16 protein-coding genes are annotated in these 18,570 nt (G+C 71.4%); 4 read left to right on the top strand and 12 right to left on the bottom strand.

Annotated elements, in window-relative coordinates:
• Positions 1 to 30: 30 nt before the first annotated feature.
• From IG98_RS0133815 to deoC, 4 genes are read right to left on the bottom strand one after another with little or no spacing between them, the layout of a single operon-like run.
• Complete coding sequence (locus IG98_RS0133815) at positions 31 to 975, bottom strand: aldehyde dehydrogenase family protein (protein ID WP_084195841.1); 945 nt, start codon at positions 973 to 975, stop codon at positions 31 to 33.
• Positions 968 to 1,165 carry a hypothetical protein gene (locus tag IG98_RS51135; protein ID WP_157594674.1) on the bottom strand — a complete coding sequence of 66 codons (198 nt, stop codon included), beginning with the start codon at positions 1,163 to 1,165 and terminating at the stop codon, positions 968 to 970. Before IG98_RS51135 ends, IG98_RS0133815 begins: the two co-directional genes overlap by 8 nt.
• Positions 1,158 to 2,585 carry an aldehyde dehydrogenase family protein gene (locus IG98_RS0133820; protein WP_030921735.1) on the bottom strand — a complete coding sequence of 476 codons (1,428 nt, stop codon included), beginning with the start codon at positions 2,583 to 2,585 and terminating at the stop codon, positions 1,158 to 1,160. Before IG98_RS0133820 ends, IG98_RS51135 begins: the two co-directional genes overlap by 8 nt.
• A 9-nt stretch (positions 2,586 to 2,594) precedes the next feature.
• Positions 2,595 to 3,533 (bottom strand): deoxyribose-phosphate aldolase, encoded by a 939-nt coding sequence (gene deoC, locus IG98_RS0133825; RefSeq protein ID WP_030921740.1) that lies wholly within the window; start codon positions 3,531 to 3,533, stop codon positions 2,595 to 2,597.
• Positions 3,534 to 3,818: 285 nt separating this feature from the next.
• Between deoC and IG98_RS51140 the strand changes: the two genes are divergently transcribed.
• From IG98_RS51140 to IG98_RS0133840, 3 genes are all read left to right on the top strand, one after another.
• A complete protein-coding gene (locus IG98_RS51140) occupies positions 3,819 to 3,980 on the top strand; it encodes a hypothetical protein (protein ID WP_157594675.1) in 162 nt (53 codons plus the stop codon).
• Between the two features lie 125 nt (positions 3,981 to 4,105).
• Positions 4,106 to 6,964, top strand: coding sequence for a helix-turn-helix transcriptional regulator (locus IG98_RS54435; protein WP_281178562.1), 2,859 nt, complete (start codon positions 4,106 to 4,108; stop codon positions 6,962 to 6,964).
• Positions 6,965 to 7,010: 46 nt separating this feature from the next.
• Positions 7,011 to 7,610 (top strand): helix-turn-helix domain-containing protein, encoded by a 600-nt coding sequence (locus IG98_RS0133840; protein WP_051753295.1) that lies wholly within the window; start codon positions 7,011 to 7,013, stop codon positions 7,608 to 7,610.
• A gap of 20 nt (positions 7,611 to 7,630) precedes the next feature.
• Here the strand turns inward: IG98_RS0133840 and IG98_RS0133845 are convergent, their stop codons facing one another.
• The 5 genes from IG98_RS0133845 to IG98_RS0133865 are packed head-to-tail and all read right to left on the bottom strand — an operon-like array spanning position 7,631 to position 14,911.
• Positions 7,631 to 9,439 carry a dipeptide ABC transporter ATP-binding protein gene (locus tag IG98_RS0133845; protein ID WP_051753296.1) on the bottom strand — a complete coding sequence of 603 codons (1,809 nt, stop codon included), beginning with the start codon at positions 9,437 to 9,439 and terminating at the stop codon, positions 7,631 to 7,633.
• Between the two features lies 1 nt (position 9,440).
• Positions 9,441 to 10,280: an ABC transporter permease gene (locus IG98_RS0133850; RefSeq protein ID WP_030921749.1), complete on the bottom strand. Its 840-nt coding sequence runs from the start codon at positions 10,278 to 10,280 to the stop codon at positions 9,441 to 9,443.
• Between the two features lie 28 nt (positions 10,281 to 10,308).
• On the bottom strand, positions 10,309 to 11,271 hold the full coding sequence (locus IG98_RS0133855) for an ABC transporter permease (RefSeq protein ID WP_030921750.1): 963 nt from the start codon (positions 11,269 to 11,271) through the stop codon (positions 10,309 to 10,311).
• A complete protein-coding gene (locus tag IG98_RS0133860) occupies positions 11,271 to 13,274 on the bottom strand; it encodes an alpha/beta hydrolase family protein (protein ID WP_051753297.1) in 2,004 nt (667 codons plus the stop codon). The genes IG98_RS0133855 and IG98_RS0133860 overlap by 1 nt, the downstream gene beginning before the upstream one ends.
• Complete coding sequence (locus IG98_RS0133865; RefSeq protein WP_037971919.1) at positions 13,271 to 14,911, bottom strand: ABC transporter substrate-binding protein; 1,641 nt, start codon at positions 14,909 to 14,911, stop codon at positions 13,271 to 13,273. Before IG98_RS0133865 ends, IG98_RS0133860 begins: the two co-directional genes overlap by 4 nt.
• A gap of 127 nt (positions 14,912 to 15,038) precedes the next feature.
• Here IG98_RS0133865 and IG98_RS0133870 point away from each other — a divergent pair, with 127 nt between their 5' ends.
• Positions 15,039 to 15,275, top strand: a complete 237-nt coding sequence (locus IG98_RS0133870; protein ID WP_030921755.1) for a glutaredoxin family protein — start codon at positions 15,039 to 15,041, stop codon at positions 15,273 to 15,275.
• A 31-nt stretch (positions 15,276 to 15,306) separates the two neighbouring features.
• Here IG98_RS0133870 and IG98_RS0133875 read toward each other — a convergent pair whose 3' ends face one another.
• The 3 genes from IG98_RS0133875 to IG98_RS47610 form a co-directional block, all read right to left on the bottom strand.
• Positions 15,307 to 15,876 (bottom strand): TMEM165/GDT1 family protein, encoded by a 570-nt coding sequence (locus IG98_RS0133875; RefSeq protein WP_030921757.1) that lies wholly within the window; start codon positions 15,874 to 15,876, stop codon positions 15,307 to 15,309.
• 291 nt (positions 15,877 to 16,167) lie between these two features.
• Entirely contained in the window at positions 16,168 to 17,208 is a 1,041-nt protein-coding gene (locus tag IG98_RS0133880; RefSeq protein WP_030921759.1) for a UDP-N-acetylmuramate dehydrogenase, read from the bottom strand.
• A 36-nt stretch (positions 17,209 to 17,244) separates the two neighbouring features.
• Positions 17,245 to 18,507 carry a glycosyltransferase family 2 protein gene (locus IG98_RS47610; protein WP_157594676.1) on the bottom strand — a complete coding sequence of 421 codons (1,263 nt, stop codon included), beginning with the start codon at positions 18,505 to 18,507 and terminating at the stop codon, positions 17,245 to 17,247.
• Positions 18,508 to 18,570: the final 63 nt, after the last annotated feature.

Below are 18,570 nucleotides of genomic sequence, written 5' to 3' on the forward strand. Positions count from 1 at the left end.
GGGTGACCCCGCGCGGGCGGCCCGTACGGGTCAGACGCCGGTGGGGTGCCAGACCGTCTTCGTCTCCAGGAAGGCGGTCATCCGCCCGGTGCCCGGGTCGGCGAACCAGTCGGTCTCGGCGGGACGGAGGACCCGCTTGAGGTTCTCCGCCGCCGCCTGCTCGCACGCGACCGCCACGGCCCCGTCGGTGACCCCGGCCAGGTCGAGGGCGTTGACGTCCATGTGCGCGGCCAGATGGGGGGCGATCTCGGCGACGGAGCCGGTGAGGATGTTGACCACCCCACCGGGCAGGTCCGAGGTGGCGAGCACCTCGGCCAGGGTGATCGCGGGCAGCGGGGCGCGCTCGCTCGCGATCACCACGCAGGTGTTGCCGGTGACGATCACCGGAGCGATCACCGAGACGAGCCCGAGCAGCGGCTTGTCGGGGGCGACCACCGCGACCACACCGGTCGGCTCCGGCGAGGAGATGTTGAAGTAGGGACCGGCGACGGGGTTGGCGGACCCGGCGACCGCGGCGATCTTGTCGGACCATCCGGCGTACCAGACCAGCCGGTCGACGCTCGCGTCCACGACCTCCCGCGCGTTCTTCGTCCCGGACTCGGCCAGCTCGGCGATGAACTGAGCCCGGCGGCTCTCCAGCATCTCGGCGACGCGGTAGAGAACCTGTCCCCGGTTGTAGGCGGTGGCACCCGACCAGCCGCCGAAGGCCTTGCGCGCGGCCGTCACCGCGTCGCGGGCGTCCTTGCGGGAGGCCTTGGCGGCGTTGGCGAGGAAGTCGCCGCTGGAGGAGGTCACCGGGTAGGACCTTCCGCTCTCGGAGCGCGGGAACGCCCCGCCGATGTACAGCTTGTACGTCTTGCGCACGGCGAGCCGCGCGGGCCGGCGTCCGTCCCCGGGGCCCGGGGCCTGCTCAGTGACCTGCTCAGTGACCTGCTTGGTCGCCCGCGCCCGGCCCGGCTTCTCCGCCTTACTCATTTCCCAGCCCTCTCCACGAGCTCTCCTGCTGCGCCAGCCGGGCCGGCACGAAGACCTGACCGCAACGGCTCACGCCGCACCGGTGGGCGAACCAGCCACGCAGCACCGGCCGCCCGGCACGGGCGAAGCCGTGACCCCGGGTGCTCTGGGCACGGCGGCGGCGGCGCCTGAGGCGCTGATGCTCACACATCGAGGTACGCCTCCAGCCCGTGTCGTCCGCCCTCTCGCCCGTATCCCGACTCCTTGTAGCCGCCGAACGGCGAGGTGGGGTCGAACCGGTTGAAGGTGTTGGCCCAGACGACGCCGGCGCGGAGCCTGCTCGCCATCCACAGGATGCGCGAACCCTTCTCCGTCCACACGCCCGCCGAGAGGCCGAACGGGGTGTTGTTGGCCTTCTCCACCGCCTCGGCCGGGGTGCGGAAGGTCAGCACGGACAGCACGGGACCGAAGACCTCCTCGCGGGCGATCCGGTGTGACTGGGCGACACCGGTGAAGATGGTCGGCGGGAACCAGAACCCCTTGTCGGGCAGCGAGCAGGCCGGGGACCAGCGCTCGGCGCCCTCCGCCTCCCCCAGGTCCGACAGCTCGCGGATCTTGGCGAGCTGGGCCGCGGAGTTGATCGCGCCGATGTCGGTGTTCTTGTCCAGCGGATCGCCCAGCCTGAGCGTGCCGAGCCGCCGCTTCAGCGCGTCGAGCAGTTCCGTCTCGATCGACTCCTGCACCAGCAGCCGGGAGCCCGCACAGCAGACGTGGCCCTGGTTGAAGAAGATCCCGTTGACGATGCCCTCGACCGCCTGGTCCAGCGCGGCGTCCTCGAACACGATGTTCGCGGCCTTGCCGCCGAGCTCCAGGGTGACCTTCTTACCGGAGCCCGCGACCGACCTGGCGATCCGGCGGCCGACCTCGGTGGAGCCTGTGAAGGCCACCTTGTCGACGTCCGGGTGGTCGACCAGGGCGGCGCCGGTCTGTCCGGCACCGGTCACGATGTTGACCACGCCGGGCGGCAGGTCGGCCTGCGCGCAGATCTCCGCGAACAGCAGCGCGGTCAGCGGGGTGGTCTCGGCGGGCTTGAGGACCACGGTGTTACCGCAGGCCAGGGCAGGGGCGATCTTCCAGGCGAGCATGAGCAGCGGGAAGTTCCACGGGATGACCTGGCCGGCCACCCCGAGCGGGCGCGGGCTGGGGCCGTATCCGGCGTATCCCAGCTTGTCCGCCCAGCCTGCGTAGTAGAAGAAGTGGGCCGCCACCAGGGGCAGGTCCACGTCGCGGGACTCGCGGATGGGCTTGCCGTTGTCCAGGGACTCCAGCACGGCCAGCTCGCGCGAGCGCTCCTGGATGATCCGCGCGATCCTGAAGAGGTACTTGGCCCTTTCCGAGCCGGGCAGCGCCGACCAGACGCCGAACGCCTTGCGGGCGGCCGAGACCGCCCGATCGACATCGGCCTCCGTCGCCCAGGCGACCTCCGCCAGGACCTCCTCGGATGCCGGGTTGACGGTCTTGTGAAGTTCCCCGCCCTGGGAGTCGACCCACTCACCGTCGATGAACAGACCGTAGGACGGCCTGATGTCGACGACGTCACGCGACTCGGGCGCCGGTGCGTACTCAAACATGTGAACGCCTTAGTCGAGGGTGAAGTAGTCGGGACCCGCGTACCTGCCGGTGGCCATCTTCTGGCGCTGCATCAGCAGGTCGTTGAGGAGGGTGGAGGCGCCGAGCCGGAACCAGTCGGGGCTGAGCCAGCCCTCGCCGACGGTCTCGTTGACCAGGACGAGCATCTTGATCGCGTCCTTGGTGGTCCGGATGCCGCCCGCGGGCTTCACCCCGACCTTCCGGCCGCTCACGGCCAGGAAGTCGCGGACCGCCTCCAGCATGATCAGCGTCACCGGAAGGGTCGCGGCGGGCTGCACCTTCCCGGTGGAGGTCTTGATGAAGTCGCCCCCGGCCAGCATGGCCAGCCAGGACGCGCGGCGCACGTTGTCGTACGTGGACAGCTCGCCGGTCTCCAGGATCACCTTCAGGTGCGCGGCGCCGCAGGCGGCCTTGATCGCGACGATCTCCTCGAAGACCTTGACGTAGTCACCCGCGAGGAACGCGCCCCTGTCGATGACCATGTCGATCTCGTCGGCTCCGGCCGCCACCGCGAAGCCGGTGTCGGCGATCTTGACGTCGAGCGAGGAGCGTCCGCTGGGGAAGGCGGTCGCGACGCTGGCCACCTTGACACCGGTGCCCCTCAGCGCAGTCGCGGCCTCGGCGACCAGGTCGGGATAGACGCAGACCGCGGCCACCCTGGGTACCGAGGGGTCGGCCGGGTCGGGGTGCAGGGCCTTGGCGCACATCGCGCGGACCTTACCCGGGGTGTCGGCTCCCTCCAGGGTCGTCAGGTCCACCATGCCGATGGCGAGATCGATGGCCTGGGCCTTGGCGGTCGTCTTGATGGATCGGGTGGCGAGCATCGCGGCGCGCTGGTCGGCGCCCACGCGATCGACACCGGGCAGGCCGTGCAGGAAGGTTCGCAGCGTGGCGTTGGACGTGGCCACGTCCGCGAGCGAGGTAGTCATAGTTGACACCTCCCCAGCATGCCCACTGGTGTGATTAGTTCCAAACTGGACCTTGCACAGCCCTCCCGTCGGTTTTCGTCAACATCCGCCGGGTCCGGGCTCTCCGGGTCATGCGGGGCCGTCGACGGAGGCGGTCGGGAACCACCCGACGTGTTCTAGGTAGGGCCTAGGTAGGGGTGGGGCGTGGAGCGGCCCGGATATAGGACATCCTTCCGATGTGGGACAGGGGGCCTTAGGACGAATCTTGAGTGTGCAAGGAAAGCGCCACACTCAGGAAGGAACCCCATGGGTCCCGAACTTCAGCTCCAGATGATCACCCAGAGGACCGCCGAGCTCCGCGAGCAGGCCGACAACCACCGCCTCGCCCGCGAGGCTCAGCAGGCCAGGAAGGCCCGCTCGGGCGGCAGGCTCCGCAGGAGTCTCCTCGGCAAGATCATTCCAGCATGACCACGTCCCGAGAGCCCGGCCGCGTCCTCCCGCCCGGCCGGGCCTCTCTGCCTCCGTAGAAGATCGATTTCACCGAACGAAAAATAAGAAGAGTGCTACCTGTAAGGCATGACATGCTGGCGGACATGGTGGGTCGGGCGGTAAGCCCTGTCTTCGTAGGACGGGAGGCGGAGCTCGCGGATCTGACCGAGGCGTTCGAACAGACACGGAAGAACGCAGCGACGACCGTGCTGCTCGGCGGCGAGGCCGGCGTCGGCAAGTCACGGCTGATCGGGTGTTTCGCGGAACGGGCCTCGGCCGACAGCGCCCACGTGCTCAACGGGGGCTGCGTGGAGCTGTCGACCGAAGGCCTCGCCTACGCACCGTTCACCGCGGCGATCCGCCAACTCGTCCGCGAGTGCGGTGCCGAGGAGGTCGCGGCGCTGCTCCCCGAGGGAGGGGCACGCGACCTGGCCCGGCTACTGCCCGAGTTCGGTGAGCCGAGCGGTGACACGGAGAGCGAGACTGCTCGGGCCCGGCTCTTCGAGCAGGTTCTCACCCTGCTGGAACGGCTCGCCGAGAGGCGGCCGGTGATCCTCCTCGTCGAGGACGTGCACTGGGCCGACAGCTCCAGCCGCGACCTGATCGCCTTCCTCAGCCGGAACCTTCGCGCCGTCCCCGTGCTGATGGTCCTCACCTACCGCTCCGACGAGCTCCACCGCCAGCACCCGCTCAGGCCGGTGCTGGCCGAGCTCGGCCGGCTGGACGGGGTCCTCCGAATGGACCTGCCCCGGCTCACCCTGCCGGAGGTGGCGGCCCAGATGGCCGGCATCCTCGGCACCGCTCCCGACTTCGTCCAGGTGAACAGGGTCTTCCAGCGCAGCGAGGGCATTCCGCTCTTCGTCGAGGCGCTGATGGAGTGCGGCGGTGACTGCGCCTTCCCCGACTCCCTGCACGACCTGATCATCGGCTCCGTCGAGCGGCTCCCCGAGGAGACCCAGCGGGTGCTGCGCATCGCCGCGGCCGGTGGCATCCGGGTGGGCCACGCCCTGCTCGCCGCGGTCAGCGGCCTGTCCGACGCCGACCTCGACGACGCGCTGCGCACCGCAATCGCGGCCAACGTGCTGCAGGTCACCGACGGCCACGCCTATGTCTTCCGGCACGCGCTGATCCGCGAGGCCGTGCACGACGAGCTCCTGCCGGGTGAGCACGTACGGCTGCACGCCCGCTTCGCCGAGGAGATCGGCGAAGACCGCACACTCGTCCCGCCCGGCCGGGCCGCCATCGAGATCGCCCACCACTGGCACTCCGCCAGAAACGACCTCTGGGCCCTCATCTCCGCCTGGGAGGCCGCGGGCAAGGCCGCGAAGACCTTCGCCTACAACGAGATGATGCAGTTGCTTGAGCGGGTGCTCACGCTGTGGAGCAAGGTCCCCGACGCCGCCGAACGCATCGGTGTCGACCACACCACGGTCCTGGAGCGCGCCTCGGAGGCCGCGAGCGCGTGCGGGGAGGTCGAGCGGGGCAGCAAGTTCGTCAAGGCCGCACTGGACGAGCTCGACGAGCGGGCCGAGCCCGCACGGGTGGCGGACCTGCTGGTCCGGAGGTCGCAGTTCAAGAAGGCCAAGCAGAAACCGGGGGTGCTCGATGACCTCCGCCAAGCCGAGCGGCTGGTCCCGGAACCGGGGCTGGAGCGTGCCGAGGTGCTGTCCAGGCTGGGTGCGTATCTGATGTTCAGCGGCGAGCTGGCCGAGGGAACGGCGCTCATCGAGGAGGGGCTGCGGATCGTGCGCGAGCACGGCGATGAGCCCCTGGAGGCCACGCTGCTGCTCGACCTCGCGGTGGGTCACTCGATGGCGGGACGCATCGACGTCATGATCGAGCTCAACACGACAGCACGGGTGATCGGCGAGCGTGTCGGCTCCAATGACAACGTGCTGCGCGCCCTCGCCAACAAGGTGGACGCGCTGAACAACATGGGCCGCTCCACCGAGGCGATCGAGCTGGCACTCGAAGGGGAGCGGCTGGCGAGGAAGTACGGCCTCTACCGGGTCCAGGGCACGTTCATCGCCAACAACCGGGCCGAGGCGCTGGACGCGCTGGGCAGGTTCGAGGAGGCGGCCCAGCTGGCCGAGCAGACCCTGGGCATGGGCCCCATCCTGCGCACCCGCCACCACCTGCGGCGGACCCGCGGGGACGTGGCGCTCGCCCGCGGCGAAACGGACGTGCTCAGGTCCGTCCTGAACGAGGTGGGCGCCTTCGGCGCCGCCCCGGCGGAGTTCACCCAGGAGCTGACCACCAACTTCCGGCTCCTGATCGGCCTGCACATGCTCGACGGGGAGCCGCTGGCCGCGCTCGGGGTCGCCGAGCGGGTCGCCCTGGAGGCACGGATCATGAGCCGGCCCCTGCTGGGCTGGCGGATGCTCGACCTGCTCGCGGAGATCTGCGAGACGGTCGAGGCGTTCGCCCCCGAACGGGTGACGGCGCTGCGCGCCCACGTCGAGGAGGCGGCGGCCGCGTTGACCGTGGACAGCCCCGTCTCCGAGGCCCACCGGCTCGGTGTCGACCGCGACCACGACGCCGCGGCCGCGCTCTGGGAAAGGCTGGGCCGTCCTCTGCCCCGGGCGAGGTCACTGCTGCACGCCGGACGGGCGGCGGCCGGCGCGGGCGATCGCGACGGTGCAGCCGACCGGCTGCGCACCGCCCATCCGATCGCCGTGGCGATCTCCGCCCGGCCGCTGGCGGACGAGATCTCCTCGCTCGCCCGCCGGGTGGGGATCTCCCTCACCGACCGGACGGGGAGCCAGGAGCAGTTGCTGACCCCGCGCGAACTGGAGGTGCTCCGGCTGGTCGCCCAGGGGCGGTCCAACCGCGAGGTCGCCGCCGAGCTGTTCATCTCGGCCAAGACCGTGAGCGTGCACGTCTCCAACATCCTCGGCAAGCTGGGCGTCTCCAGCCGGGGCGAGGCCTCCGCGGCCGCCCACCGCCTCGCCCTGATCGGCTGACCTCCTGCATCATGGATACCGATCGGATCGGGAAGAGGAGACAGACGTGCAGCGCGAGAATGGCATCGCCGTCGGCATGACCCCCGCTCCCCCTGAGTCTTCGGGGGTGCGCGGAGCGATCGCCGCCAACCTGCGCCGCACCCGCCTGGCCCGAGGGTTCAGCGTTCGCGAGCTGGCCGAGCTGACCGGCGTGAGCAAGGCGCTCATCTCCCAGGTCGAGCGCGGCGTGGCCAACCCCACGGTCGAGGTGCTGTCGCGGCTCGCGACCTCCCTGGAACTGACCTTCGGCGAGCTGACCCGGGTTCACCTGACCGGCCCGGAGGTGATCCGCCACGACGAGGGACTCGTCCTCCCCGCCGGGGACACGGCGGTCCGCGCCTTGTTCGCGGCCCCCGACCGGCGCCGCTTCGAACTGGCCGAGGGCTACATCCCGCCGGGCACCCGCAGCGCCAAGAGCTCCCACGGCCGCGGCTCGGTGGAACACGCCTACGTCGTCTCCGGCGAGGTGACCGTCGAGACCGAGGGGTGGTCGGTCACCGTCGCCACGGGCGACGCCGTGCGCTTCGCCGCCGAGTCCGACCACGTCTACGCCACCGGCTCCGCCGCCTGCCGCGTCCTGACCCTGATCTCGTTCTCCGAGGACTGACGACGGAGCGCGCGAGCCGGTCAGTCCAGCCAGTCGCCGGAGCCGTCGGGGACGCTGGCCAGCAGCGTCCGGGTGTAGGGATGCTCGGGCGCGTCGAGCACCCGGTCGGCGAGACCGGTCTCCACGCACGTGCCCGACTCCAGCACGTAGAGCCGATCTGCGATCTGGCGGACCACGGCCAGGTCGTGGGTGATGAACAGCATCGCCATGGACAGTCGTTCCCGCAGCTCGGCGAGGAGACCAAGTACCTGGGCCTGGACCGAGACGTCAAGCGCCGACACCGGCTCGTCGCAGATCAGCAGGCGAGGCTCGCCCGCCACCGCGCGGGCGATCGCCACCCGCTGCCGCTCACCGCCGGACAGCCCGGCCGGGCGCATCCCGGCCATGTCGCGGGCCAGGCCGACCGACTCCAGGAGCCGGGCGAGGTCGTCCGGCCCGGCGGGACGGCCGTCGGCCCACAGCGCCTCCCGCAGGGTCGCCCCCACGGTCCGGGCGGGGTTGAGCGTCGAATAGGGGTCCTGGAAGATCATCTGTGAGATCCGGCGGGCCTGGCGCACGGCCGCGCGCCCCATCCGCCCGTAGTCGGAGCAGTCCGCGCCGCCGAGCAGGATCGCACCCCCGTCCGGACGCTCCAGCCCGGCGACGCATCGGGCCAGTGTGGTCTTGCCCGATCCGGACTCGCCGACCACACCGACGACCTCGCCCGGAGCGACCGTCAGGCTCACGCCCGCCAGCGCCGGGTGCGGGCTCCCGGCGAACCACCGGCGCAGGTCACGCACCTCCAGCACCGGCTCGGCCGCGACCGGCGGCCTGGAGACGACCCCCGGTTCCGGCGCGGGCGGCGCGGGCAGCTCGGCCGCCCGCAGGCACGCCGACAGCCGCCCTTCGCGGACGTTCCCCGACACGCGTACGGGACGTGGCTCCGGCACTCCCGTGCGGCACTCCGGCACGGCCAGCGAGCACCGGTCGGCGAACCCGCACCGCCCTGCCGCGGCGTCGTGCGCGGGGACGGCCCCCGGCACTGAGGGGATCACCGCGAGCCGCCGGTCCGCGGGCGGCTCGGCCGCCAGCAGCGCCCTGGTGTACGGGTGGAACTGCTCATGCCGCACGGCCGCCGCACTGCCGGTCTCCATGACCCGTCCCGCGTACATCACCATGACCCGGTCACAGGTGGAGAAGGCCAGGCGCAGGTCGTGGGTGATGAGGACGAACGCCATGTCCCGTTCGCGCTGGACACGCCGGATGAGGGAGAGGACCTCGCGCTGGGTGGTGGCGTCGAGCGCGGTCGTCGGCTCGTCCGCGACCAGCACCCTCGGCCCTCCGGCCAGCGCGGCGGCCAGCCCGATCCGCTGGCGCATGCCGCCGGACAGCTGGAAGGGGTAGCGCCCCGCGACATTCGCCGGCAGGCCCACCTCCGCCAGCAGCCGTGGCACCTCGACGGCCGCGTCCGCGCCCTTCGGCAACCCGTCGGCGATCTGGCGCCCGGCCCTGCGCAACGGGTTGAGCAGGGTGAACGGGTCCTGCATGAGGAGGGAGACCACGCCGCCGCGCTGCCGCCGCCGGGCACGCGGGTCGTCGTCCACCCGCTCGCCCGCGATGCGCACCTGCCCCGTGGCCTCCAGTCCCTGAGGCAGCAGGCCGAGCATCGCACGGACCGTGAGGGACTTGCCCGAACCCGACTCCCCCACGATGGCGACCGACTCTCCGGCCGCTACCTCGAACGACACCTCCGACAGGAGGGTCCGCCCGGTGGAGGGTTGCCGGACCTTGATTCCCTCGACCCGGATCGCGGGCTCGGCGGTCGCCCCGGTTCCGGTGGACTCCTTCATCTCAACGTGCCCTTCCCCGGCGATCGACGCGTTCGTGGAGCCAGTCACCGACGATGTTCAGCGCGGCGGCCGTGAGGATGATGGCGAGGCCGGGGGCGACCACTGCCCAGGGGTTGACGAGCAGTTGGGCCCGATTGTCCGCCAGGGTGCGCCCCCAGTCGGGCGAGCCCGCGGGCACCCCCAGGCCGAGGAAGGACAGCGAGGCCAGGGACACCAGGGCGTAGGCGAAGTTGAGAAACCCGTTGGCCAGCGTGACCGAGGCGATGTTGGGCCAGATCTGCCTCGTCATGATCCGCCACGCGGAGAGGTTCTTGAGCAGTGCCGCCTCGACGTAGGGGCGGTGCCGCTGTTCGAGCACGGCCCCGCGCACCACCCTCGTGTCGGTGGGGGCGAACAGCACGACGAGCACGGCGACCGCCAGGCCGTACCCTCCGCCCAGTACCCCGGCGACGACGATCGCCACCAGCAGGGCGGGCAGAGAGAACATCAGGTCCGCCCAGCGCATGGCCAGCGCGTCGGCCCAGCCGCCGAAGTATCCGGCGGGCAGCCCGATGAGGTTGCCGATCAGCATCGACCCGGCGGCGACGCACAGCGCGCCGGGAACGGCCGTACGGGCTCCCGCGACGAGCAGTTCCAGCACGTCGCGGCCAAGGTCGTCGGTGCCGAGCGGATGACCTGGCACGGGGCCGGTGATGCCGAGCACGAGGTCCTGGTCGGTCGCGCCGGGCACCAGCCAGGGCGAGAGCACCGCGGCCACGGCCACGGCGAGCAGGACGGCCAGCGCGCCGGCCACGGCCACCTGGGGACGGCGCCGCGCGACCGCCGGGAAACGGCCTCTCACGGTGCCCCCTCAGGTGAGATACAGCGAATCACGATGTCCTCCCGCCGAACCGGACCCGGGGGTCGGCCACCGAGTAGCCGATGTCCACCAGCAGGTTGACTGCGACGATGAGCAGGGTGAACAGCAGCCCGAGCGCCTGGACGGCCGGGACGTCCTTGAAGGTGACCGAGTCGACGAGCAGCGATCCGAGACCGGGAAGCGCGAACGTCACCTCGACCAGCACGGTCCCGGCCAGCATGCCGGTCACGATGAGCCCGGCCGCGGTGAGGATGGGGACCAGCGAGTTGCGCAGCGCGTATCCGATGACGGCCGCGCCGCTCAGGCCACGCGCGCGGGCGAAGACCACGTAGTCCTGGTCGAGTTCGCGGATGAGCGCCGCCCTGCTGAAGCGGACGAACATGCCCACGGCGCCGACGGCCAGCGCGACCGCGGGCAGCGTGAGGTGCCACGCCTGGTCGGCCAGGCCCTCGCCCGTCCCGTACACGGGAAACCAGCCGAGCCCCGCGGCGAACACCACGAGCAGCAGCAGCCCGACCGCGAAGGGCGGGGCGCTCAACCCCACCACACCGGCGGTGACGACGAGGCGATCGGCGGCCCGGCCCCGCCGCAGCGCCCCGACCACGCCCAGCGGAACCCCCACGAGCAGGGCGAGCAGCGCACCGTACCCGACGAGCGCCAGGGTGAGCGGCAGTCGCTGGCCGATCATGTCGGCGACCGGCATCCCGGTCCTGACCGAGGTCCCGAGGTCGCCGTGGAGGACGCCGCCGAGCCAGCGCAGGTACTGCGCGGGCAGCGGTTCGTCGAGGTGGTAGCGGGCCTGAATCGCCGCGATGGTCTCCAGGGTGGCGGGGCGGGTGCCCAGCAGGGTCTGCTGGACCGAGCCGGGGGCGAGGTAGAGCAGACCGAACATGCCGACCGACAGCAGCGCGACGACGACGACGGTGCCCGCGAACCTACGCAGCAGGAAGAGACCCCGGTCACGCCCCGCCATCAGAGCACCCCGTTTCCTGTCAGCCACGCGACCACGCGCTCCGCCGCGTCCCCGCGATGCGCTTTCTCTGTCAGCTCGTGGCCCTCCCGAGGGTAGACGACCAGCTGGGTCCGGACGCCGGCCGCCGACCAGGCACGATAGAGCTGCTCCGCCTGCCCGACGGGGGTGGTGCGGTCCTCGGCGCCGTGCAGGATCAGCGTCGGTGTGGTGACCCCGGCCGCATGGCACACCGGCGAGCGGGCGGCGAGAAACTCCCTGCCCTGGGGCGTGGCGGGGTCGGCCCCTCGGTGGTAGAGGAGGTCGAAGCCGCCGCCGAGGTTGCTCGCGGTGGCGAAGCTGAGCCAGTCGCTCACCCCGGACATCACCACGGCTGCCCGGAACCGGCCGGTCCGGGTCACCGCCCACGCGCTCAGGTAGCCGCCGTAGCTGAGCCCCATGACGGCCATCCGGTCCGGGTCCGCGACTCCGGCCGCGACGAGGTGGTCCACACCCGCGAGGACGTCGCCCAGGTCGTCCTCACCGAATCGCCCGATGACCCGGCGCGCGTACTCCTGGCCGCGCCCGCTGCTCCCGCGCGGGTTCGGCAGCAGTACGGCCGCCCCCGCGTGCGCGAGTGCGGCGGCGAGCCCGCCGGACTCGGCCGGCGCGAAGGCAGTGGACCACAGCCAGGTCGGCCCTCCATGCACGATCACCACCAGCGGCGACGGTCCCGCTTCGGTCCCGCCGCCTCCCGTGGGGCCGGCGGGGCCGGTGGAGGGGGAGAGGTTCGGGGAAACGGCGGGATCGACGGTGACGACGGGTGAGATCGGCGACCTCCGCAGCAGGAGACCCTGGACGGCGAGGCCGTCCTGGCCGGTCCAGGAGATCTCCTCCTGGTGCACGGCGAGCGGTGCCAGCGCGGCGTTGAGATCGGTGACCTGACGCCAGTCGCCCTTGGCCACCTGGGCGACCGCCACCTCCGGGGGGCATTCGGCCGTCTCCCAGACGGCGACGGCGAGCGCACCGGTGCGATCCACCGAGAGTGACGGTTGCCCATCGCGCCCGCCCAGGGTTCCCCAGGAGGTCCAGCGGGTCAGCAGGCGGCCGTCGGCGGTCAGGGTTCCGCCGTGCGTGCCGGTACCCGACCACCCGGTGAACCACAGGGTGTCCTCGTCCAGCCAGCCCAGATCGGTGACGTCGTCGACGGCGGCCAGTGGCGTGGCCTCCCCGGTGACGAGGTCGACGCGGATGATCCGCCCGGAGACGATGGAGAGCCCCTCGACCACGACGGCGGTACGCCCGCCGGGCGCCAGCCGGGGGCGGCTGAGCTGCCAGGAGGTGCGCAGCAGGGTCCGGGGTTCACCGCTTTCGGGATCGACCAGGTCGAGGGCGGGCCGGTAGTACCCGGCGGGCGTCTCGTCGGCCGAGGTGACGGCCAGTACGACGCCGTCCCGCCAATCGGCGTCCCACACGGTCAGGCCGCGCAGTGGCACCGGCCGCAGCTCCCCGTCGCCCACCCGTGCCCACGCGAGTCGCCTGCGCCTGTCGCCCGGCGTGCGGACGAAGGGGTCGGTCTCGTCGCGGACCCGGAGGCCGAGGTGGCTGCCGTCGCGCTCGCTGCCGGGGTCGGCGAACCGCACGAGCACGGTACCGTCACCACCGGGGACGAGGTCCTCGATCTCCCCTCCCACCCGGACCCGCCAGGCGGGGACCGGATCGCCGGGTGAACGGACCTCGACGTGGTCGAGGTCCGGACCGTCACCGGCGGCGAGCAGCAGCCTCCCGTCCGGCAGCCACCGCGTCAACGCGTGCCATTCCGTCCCCGTGCCCGCCACGGGAACGGGCACCGGGACCGGTCCTCGGTTCCCGCTCTCGGCTCCGGACAGGTCGAGTACGTGTGCGACGGGACGGCCGTCCGGGCGCGGAAGAACGCAGGCGACGCGAGCCCCCTCCGGATCCAGCACCACGGCGTCGGGCACGCGCAGACCGGCGAGTGCGGCGTACGCCTCCAGTGCCGCGGTCATGAGCGGGTGGTGATCTCGGTGGCCCAGGGGCCTACGAAGAAGTAGGGCCCGAACTCGCCGGTCCCCACGCCGGGGCCGAACGCCGTCGCCGCCTCTCCCCACCAGAGCGGCTGGTACGGGACGTCACCCGCGGCCTTGACCAGCGCCTCCCCAAGAAGCCTGCCGCGTGCCGTGTCGTCGGTTCCCGTCTTCGCCTCGTCGAGCAACCCGGTCACCTCGGCATTGGCATACTCGGCGATGTTCGTGCCGTTCACACCGGTGGCGGCGCCGTTCAGAAGCTGCTGGACGTACTCCGCGGGGTCGCCCGTGGTGGCGAAGTACCATCCCAGGTAGACGCCGGAGGCGTGCTTGCCGAGCTCGGCGATCCACTGCTCCAGCGGGACCTCCTTGACCTCAAGGGTGATGCCGATGCCCTTGAGGTTCTCGGCGAGGGTCAGTGCGGCCCGGCCGAGTTGCGGCCCGCTGTTCGGGTAGGTCAGCACGTCGGCGAAGCCGCCGGGCACCGAGGAGGCGGCCAGTTCGGCACGCGCCTTGGCCAGGTCGAACCCGTACTGCGGAATGCTCGCGTACAGGTTCTCCACCTCCGCCTCACCGAGCACGCCGCCCCACTGGGCGGGGTCGGTGAGCGTGGTGGCCACCCTGCCGTGACCGCGCAGCACGCTGCGGAGGATTCCCTCCCTGTCGACGGCGTGGGCGACCGCCCTGCGGACGTGGACGTCGTCCCACGGCTTCTTGGCGGTGTTGAAGGCGAGCGTGACGAGGGAGCGATCACTCGCCGCCTTCACCTCGACACCGGGCAGCCCCTTCCACTGGTCGATCTGCTCGGCGGGCACGTTCAGCGCCACGTCGACGGACCCGCCGCGCATGGCGAGGAGCCTGGTCGACTCCTCGGGAACGAAGTCGATTTCAATCCGGCGGTACGGGACCTTGCCTCCCCACCAGGCGTCGTTGCGCTCCAGCGTCACGTGCGAGTCGGGGGCGAACTCCGTCACCCGGTACGGGCCCGTGCCCAGGATCTTCGCGGTGGGAGTGCCGATGCCGTCGCCGGAGACCTCGATGAACTTCCTGCTCGTGACCATGAGGGTGCCTGGCGAGGGCGTCCAGGCGAACGAGGCGTCGGGCCGCTTCAGCGTGATCGTGACCTCGGACGGCCCGCTCGCGTCGATCTTTTTCACATTGGCGTACGCGTACGCGAAGGCCGAGGTGGAGCCCTTTCGCGCGTGCAGGTCGAGGCTGGCCACGACGTCGTCCGCGGTCAGCGGCGTCCCGTCGGAGAAGGTCACGCCCTGGCGGATGGCGTAGACATAGGTCGTCGCGTCCTTCCTGGTCCAGGACTCGGCGAGCGATGGCTGGAGGCTGCCGTCGCGCCCCACCCCGACGAGCGCCTCCTGGCACAGGAGCGCGACGACGTAGTTCATGATGCCCGCCTCCTTGCTCGCGTCGAGCGAGCCGAGGGAGGAGGGCAGCGCGACCTTGAGGACGTCAAGGGACTTCGCCGCCCCCGCCGGGCCCCCGGCCGCCGGTTCGGGCGACCCGCAGGCCGCGGCGAGACCGGGGACTGCGGCCAGGCCGCTCACGATGGCGATGGATCTCAGCAGGGACCGCCGGGTGAGGGCGACGTCGGGGAGCTCGGTCACGGGGACCCACTTTCGTGCGACCAGCCAGCCCGCTCAGCTGCTGTGTCTACCATTAACATCCACTTGGCAAGTGAGAATATTCACTGGTTGTCGTCCACGTCAAACCCACCTTTCGAATAGGGAATCCATGTCCTCCCTCACCGTTTACAGCGCTCCGTGGTGCGGTCACTGCCACCGGCTGAAGGCCGCGCTCACCCGCGCGGAGATCCCCTTCGTCGAGGTGGACGTCGACCGGACGCCCGGCGCGATCGAGCTCATCACCGACCTCGGCGGTGGTTCCTGGCTGATTCCCACCGTGCTCCTCCCCGACGGATCGGCGCTGGTCAATCCCAGCGTGCGGGAGATCGAAGCCCGGCTGGCCTGACCGGTCACCGCTCCGCCGGGGAGGAGCGCGGTCAGGTCAGCAGGGGTTCGAGCAGCAGGATCACGCCGAAGACGGCGAACGCGGCGGCGGCGCCGTACCTGATGACCTTCTCCGGCAGGTGCTTGCCGAGCATCCGTCCGACCAGGATGGCCAGGGCGTCGGCGGCGACCATGCCGACGGTCGAGCCGACCCAGGTGCCGAACCAGCCGTGCTGGGTGGCGAGGGTGATGGTGGCGAGCATGGTCTTGTCGCCCAGCTCGGCGAGGAAGAAGGCGACGGTCACGGCGATGATCGCCGATCGGGTGGTGCGCTGCGCCTTCTGGGCCTCCTCGTCCGTCAACTCGTCCCCGCGCAACGTCCACAGGGCGAAGCCGAGGAAGGCGATGCCGGCGATGATCGTGATCGCCGTAGTGGGGAGAAAGTCACCGACAAGGCCGCCGAGACCGACACTGACCAGGTGGACCACCGCGGTGGCCAGGGTGATTCCGGCGAGGACCGGCCACGGCTTGAACCGGGTGGCGAAGGTCATGGCCATGAGCTGACTCTTGTCGCCCAACTCCGCGACGAAGATCACAACAAGGCTGATCCAGAACGCTTCCAATGGAGGGTGCCCTTCCCGCACGTGCGGCCGGGCTGAAGGGGGGCACCCGGGGAGTTTCGGGCACGACTTCGGCCCGGCGGCATCGATGATTGCCTGCCAGGCCGAAGGTCTCGTCCGCCCCGGAGCCGTGTGAGAACGGCCGGATCCGAGGCCCGCGCGACCGGGCGCCCAGGGGCGCCAGTATGTCGATCACGCGATTGGGACTACTCCCCTTCGGGTGTTTCCCTCAGACCATAGCAGCCGAGGCGGAATGCTCATTTCCGGAGACCGGCGCCTTCGGCTCCGCAGAGCTCAGAGGCGGGTGCCGACCATCACGGGCTCGTTGACGAGAGTGACGCCGAATTTCTCGAAGACCCCGTCCCTGACCTCGCGGGCGAGATCGAGAAGCTCCTCGGTCGAGGCCGACATTTCCGGATTTGTCATTGCAAGGGTGTGCTTGGTGGAGATGCGGGCCGGGCCGCGCCGGTATCCCTTCGGGAACCCGGCGTTCTCGATCAACCATGCCGCCGGGACCTTGACCGTCCCGTCCGGCATGTCCCAGCGGGGGAACCCCGGCGCCCGCAGCTCCAGCTCGGCGGCCTGTCCGCCGGTCAGGATCGGGTTGGTGAAGAACGACCCCGCGCTGCGGGTGTCCGGGTCGGCCGCGTCCAGGACCATGCCCTTGCCCGCGCGCAACTCCAGTACCGCCGCGCGAGCCCGCGCCAGCGGCACCCGGTCTCCCAGGGCCACCCCCAGCCGCAGGGCCAGCTCCCGGTAGGCGATCGGGCCGGACAGCGCGTCGTCGGCCGCCAGTTCGTAGGTGACCGCGAGCACCACGTGCCGCCCGAGTTCCTCCTTGAACGCGCTGTGCCGGTAGGCGAACCCGCACTCCCGCGCGATCAGGTCCCGCACCTCGCCGCTCCGGCGGTCGTAGACCCGGACAGCGGTGATCGTCTGGGAGACGTCCTGCCCGTAGGCGCCGACGTTCTGGATCGGCGTGGATCCGACCAGCCCGGGGATGCCGGACAGACACTCCACTCCCGAGCGGCCCTCCGCCACCACGCGCTCGACCAGTGAGTCCCAGTCCTCACCCGCCTGCGCGGTGACCCGGCCCCCGTCGATCTCGACGCCCTGGGAGGCGACACGCACGACCAGGCCGTCGAACCCCTCGTCGGAGACGACCAGGTTGCTGCCGCCGCCGAGCACCAGCACCGGCTCGCCCACCCGGTCGGCCTCGGCCACCAGCTCGACGATCTCCTCGGCCGATCCGGCCGCCACGAACGCCCTGGCCTCTCCGCCCAGCCCAAGCGTCGTGTACGGCGCCAGCCGTACCCCTGCCATCCGCTCCGTCATACGCTTCCCCACACCCGGCAGAAATCCGCGACCAGCCTACGGGGAGCGCAGCAGGCTCAGCACCCGGTCGTAGGTCCGCCGCGACTCCCTGTCGCGATATTCGGGGTCGACGTCGTCCTGGCCGCGGTGCCGCTCCTGGTGGACCGGGAGGTCCTTGCCCAGGCCGACCAGGGTGCCGGGGAGCCCGAGCGAGAACTCCAGGTCGGCGTTGCGGTAGTAACGGGCCTCGGTGGGGAAGCCGCCCGCGGCGAGCGCCGCGTCGCGTCTGACCGCGATCAGGTGGCCGAGCAGTGCCCGGACCTCGCCCGGCTCGGCCTCCAGCCACTCCTGGCCGTCCTCACGAGGGTTCACGCCCTTCCAGCCCGCCGCGGTGACGTCGTCGTCCAGCGCCTTGACCAGCGGGGTGATGGCGTCGCCTGCCAGGATCATCGAGGTGTCCATGACGACGTGCACGTCGGAGGTGTCGAGGCGCAGCAACCTGTCACGGCTCTCCCCCCATCCTGCGGAGCCGCCCCTCCAGTGCGGGAGTTCGGCCACATGCCATGCCGTCACCCGGTGGGGGAACTCCTGCACCAACTCCTGCAGGACGGCTCCGGCTCCGTCCAGGTTCCCCAGGTCGAGGGCGAGGATCCTGGCCTCCGTACGGGCGACCAGGGCGCGTACGCACTCGCGCAGCTCTTCTGGCCGGCCGTCGACCAGCAGCGCGACGGTCACCGTGGAGTGCGCCGCCCTCGGCTCCTCGACCTCGGCGGGGGCGACGATGGTCTCGTCGAGCCGGGAGACCGACAGGCTGGCGTCCCAGAGCAACTGGGAGGAGACCATCCGCTCGGGATGGCCGTGGAGATCGTCCGACCGGCCGACCAGCTCGGAGCCCTCGGGCCTCGGCCGGGGTGCCGCCTCGGTCTCGGCGATCCGCTCCGCGTCCAGGGTTTCGAGCCGCCCGGGGTGCCGCCCCGGATCCGCGGCCTCGGCGACCTGCCTGGCATCGGCGGATTCGGCCCGCCGGGCTGCGTCTTCGGTGCCGGTGTCCGCGGAGGTACCCGGCCGCGCGCCGGAGCCCGCGCCGGAACCCTCGCGCCTCCCGGCGGCCGAGGCGTCCTCGGGCAGGGAACGGAGCGTGGGCCACACTTCGAAGGGTGGCACGGGGATGAGCTCGAAGCCGACCGCGGTGTCCTGGACGAGCCAGCCCTCAGCTCTGATCTCGTCGCGGAGCGCGTCGGCCGTGGCATGGTCGTGCCCGGCTCGCGCCCTGGTCCACCGCTCGGCCAGGTTGGTCACATCAGGTGGTACTTCGCTCATGCTGGGGACGCTACCCACGGACCGAGAGAAGATTCGGCCCGCGAGCACGCCCTCGCCCGATGA

Source organism: Streptosporangium amethystogenes, from assembly GCF_000721075.1.
GTDB lineage: Bacteria > Actinomycetota > Actinomycetes > Streptosporangiales > Streptosporangiaceae > Streptosporangium > Streptosporangium amethystogenes.

Coding starts and splice junctions, on each gene's coding strand:
- IG98_RS0133815 (WP_084195841.1), bottom strand. CDS start 975: ATGAGTAAGGCGGAGAAGCCGGGCCGGGCGCGGGCGACCAAGCAGGTC.
- IG98_RS51135 (WP_157594674.1), bottom strand. CDS start 1,165: ATGTGTGAGCATCAGCGCCTCAGGCGCCGCCGCCGCCGTGCCCAGAGC.
- IG98_RS0133820 (WP_030921735.1), bottom strand. CDS start 2,585: ATGTTTGAGTACGCACCGGCGCCCGAGTCGCGTGACGTCGTCGACATC.
- deoC (WP_030921740.1), bottom strand. CDS start 3,533: ATGACTACCTCGCTCGCGGACGTGGCCACGTCCAACGCCACGCTGCGA.
- IG98_RS51140 (WP_157594675.1), top strand. CDS start 3,819: ATGGGTCCCGAACTTCAGCTCCAGATGATCACCCAGAGGACCGCCGAG.
- IG98_RS54435 (WP_281178562.1), top strand. CDS start 4,106: ATGGTGGGTCGGGCGGTAAGCCCTGTCTTCGTAGGACGGGAGGCGGAG.
- IG98_RS0133845 (WP_051753296.1), bottom strand. CDS start 9,439: ATGAAGGAGTCCACCGGAACCGGGGCGACCGCCGAGCCCGCGATCCGG.
- IG98_RS0133855 (WP_030921750.1), bottom strand. CDS start 11,271: ATGGCGGGGCGTGACCGGGGTCTCTTCCTGCTGCGTAGGTTCGCGGGC.
- IG98_RS0133860 (WP_051753297.1), bottom strand. CDS start 13,274: ATGACCGCGGCACTGGAGGCGTACGCCGCACTCGCCGGTCTGCGCGTG.
- IG98_RS0133870 (WP_030921755.1), top strand. CDS start 15,039: ATGTCCTCCCTCACCGTTTACAGCGCTCCGTGGTGCGGTCACTGCCAC.
- IG98_RS0133880 (WP_030921759.1), bottom strand. CDS start 17,208: ATGACGGAGCGGATGGCAGGGGTACGGCTGGCGCCGTACACGACGCTT.
- IG98_RS47610 (WP_157594676.1), bottom strand. CDS start 18,507: ATGAGCGAAGTACCACCTGATGTGACCAACCTGGCCGAGCGGTGGACC.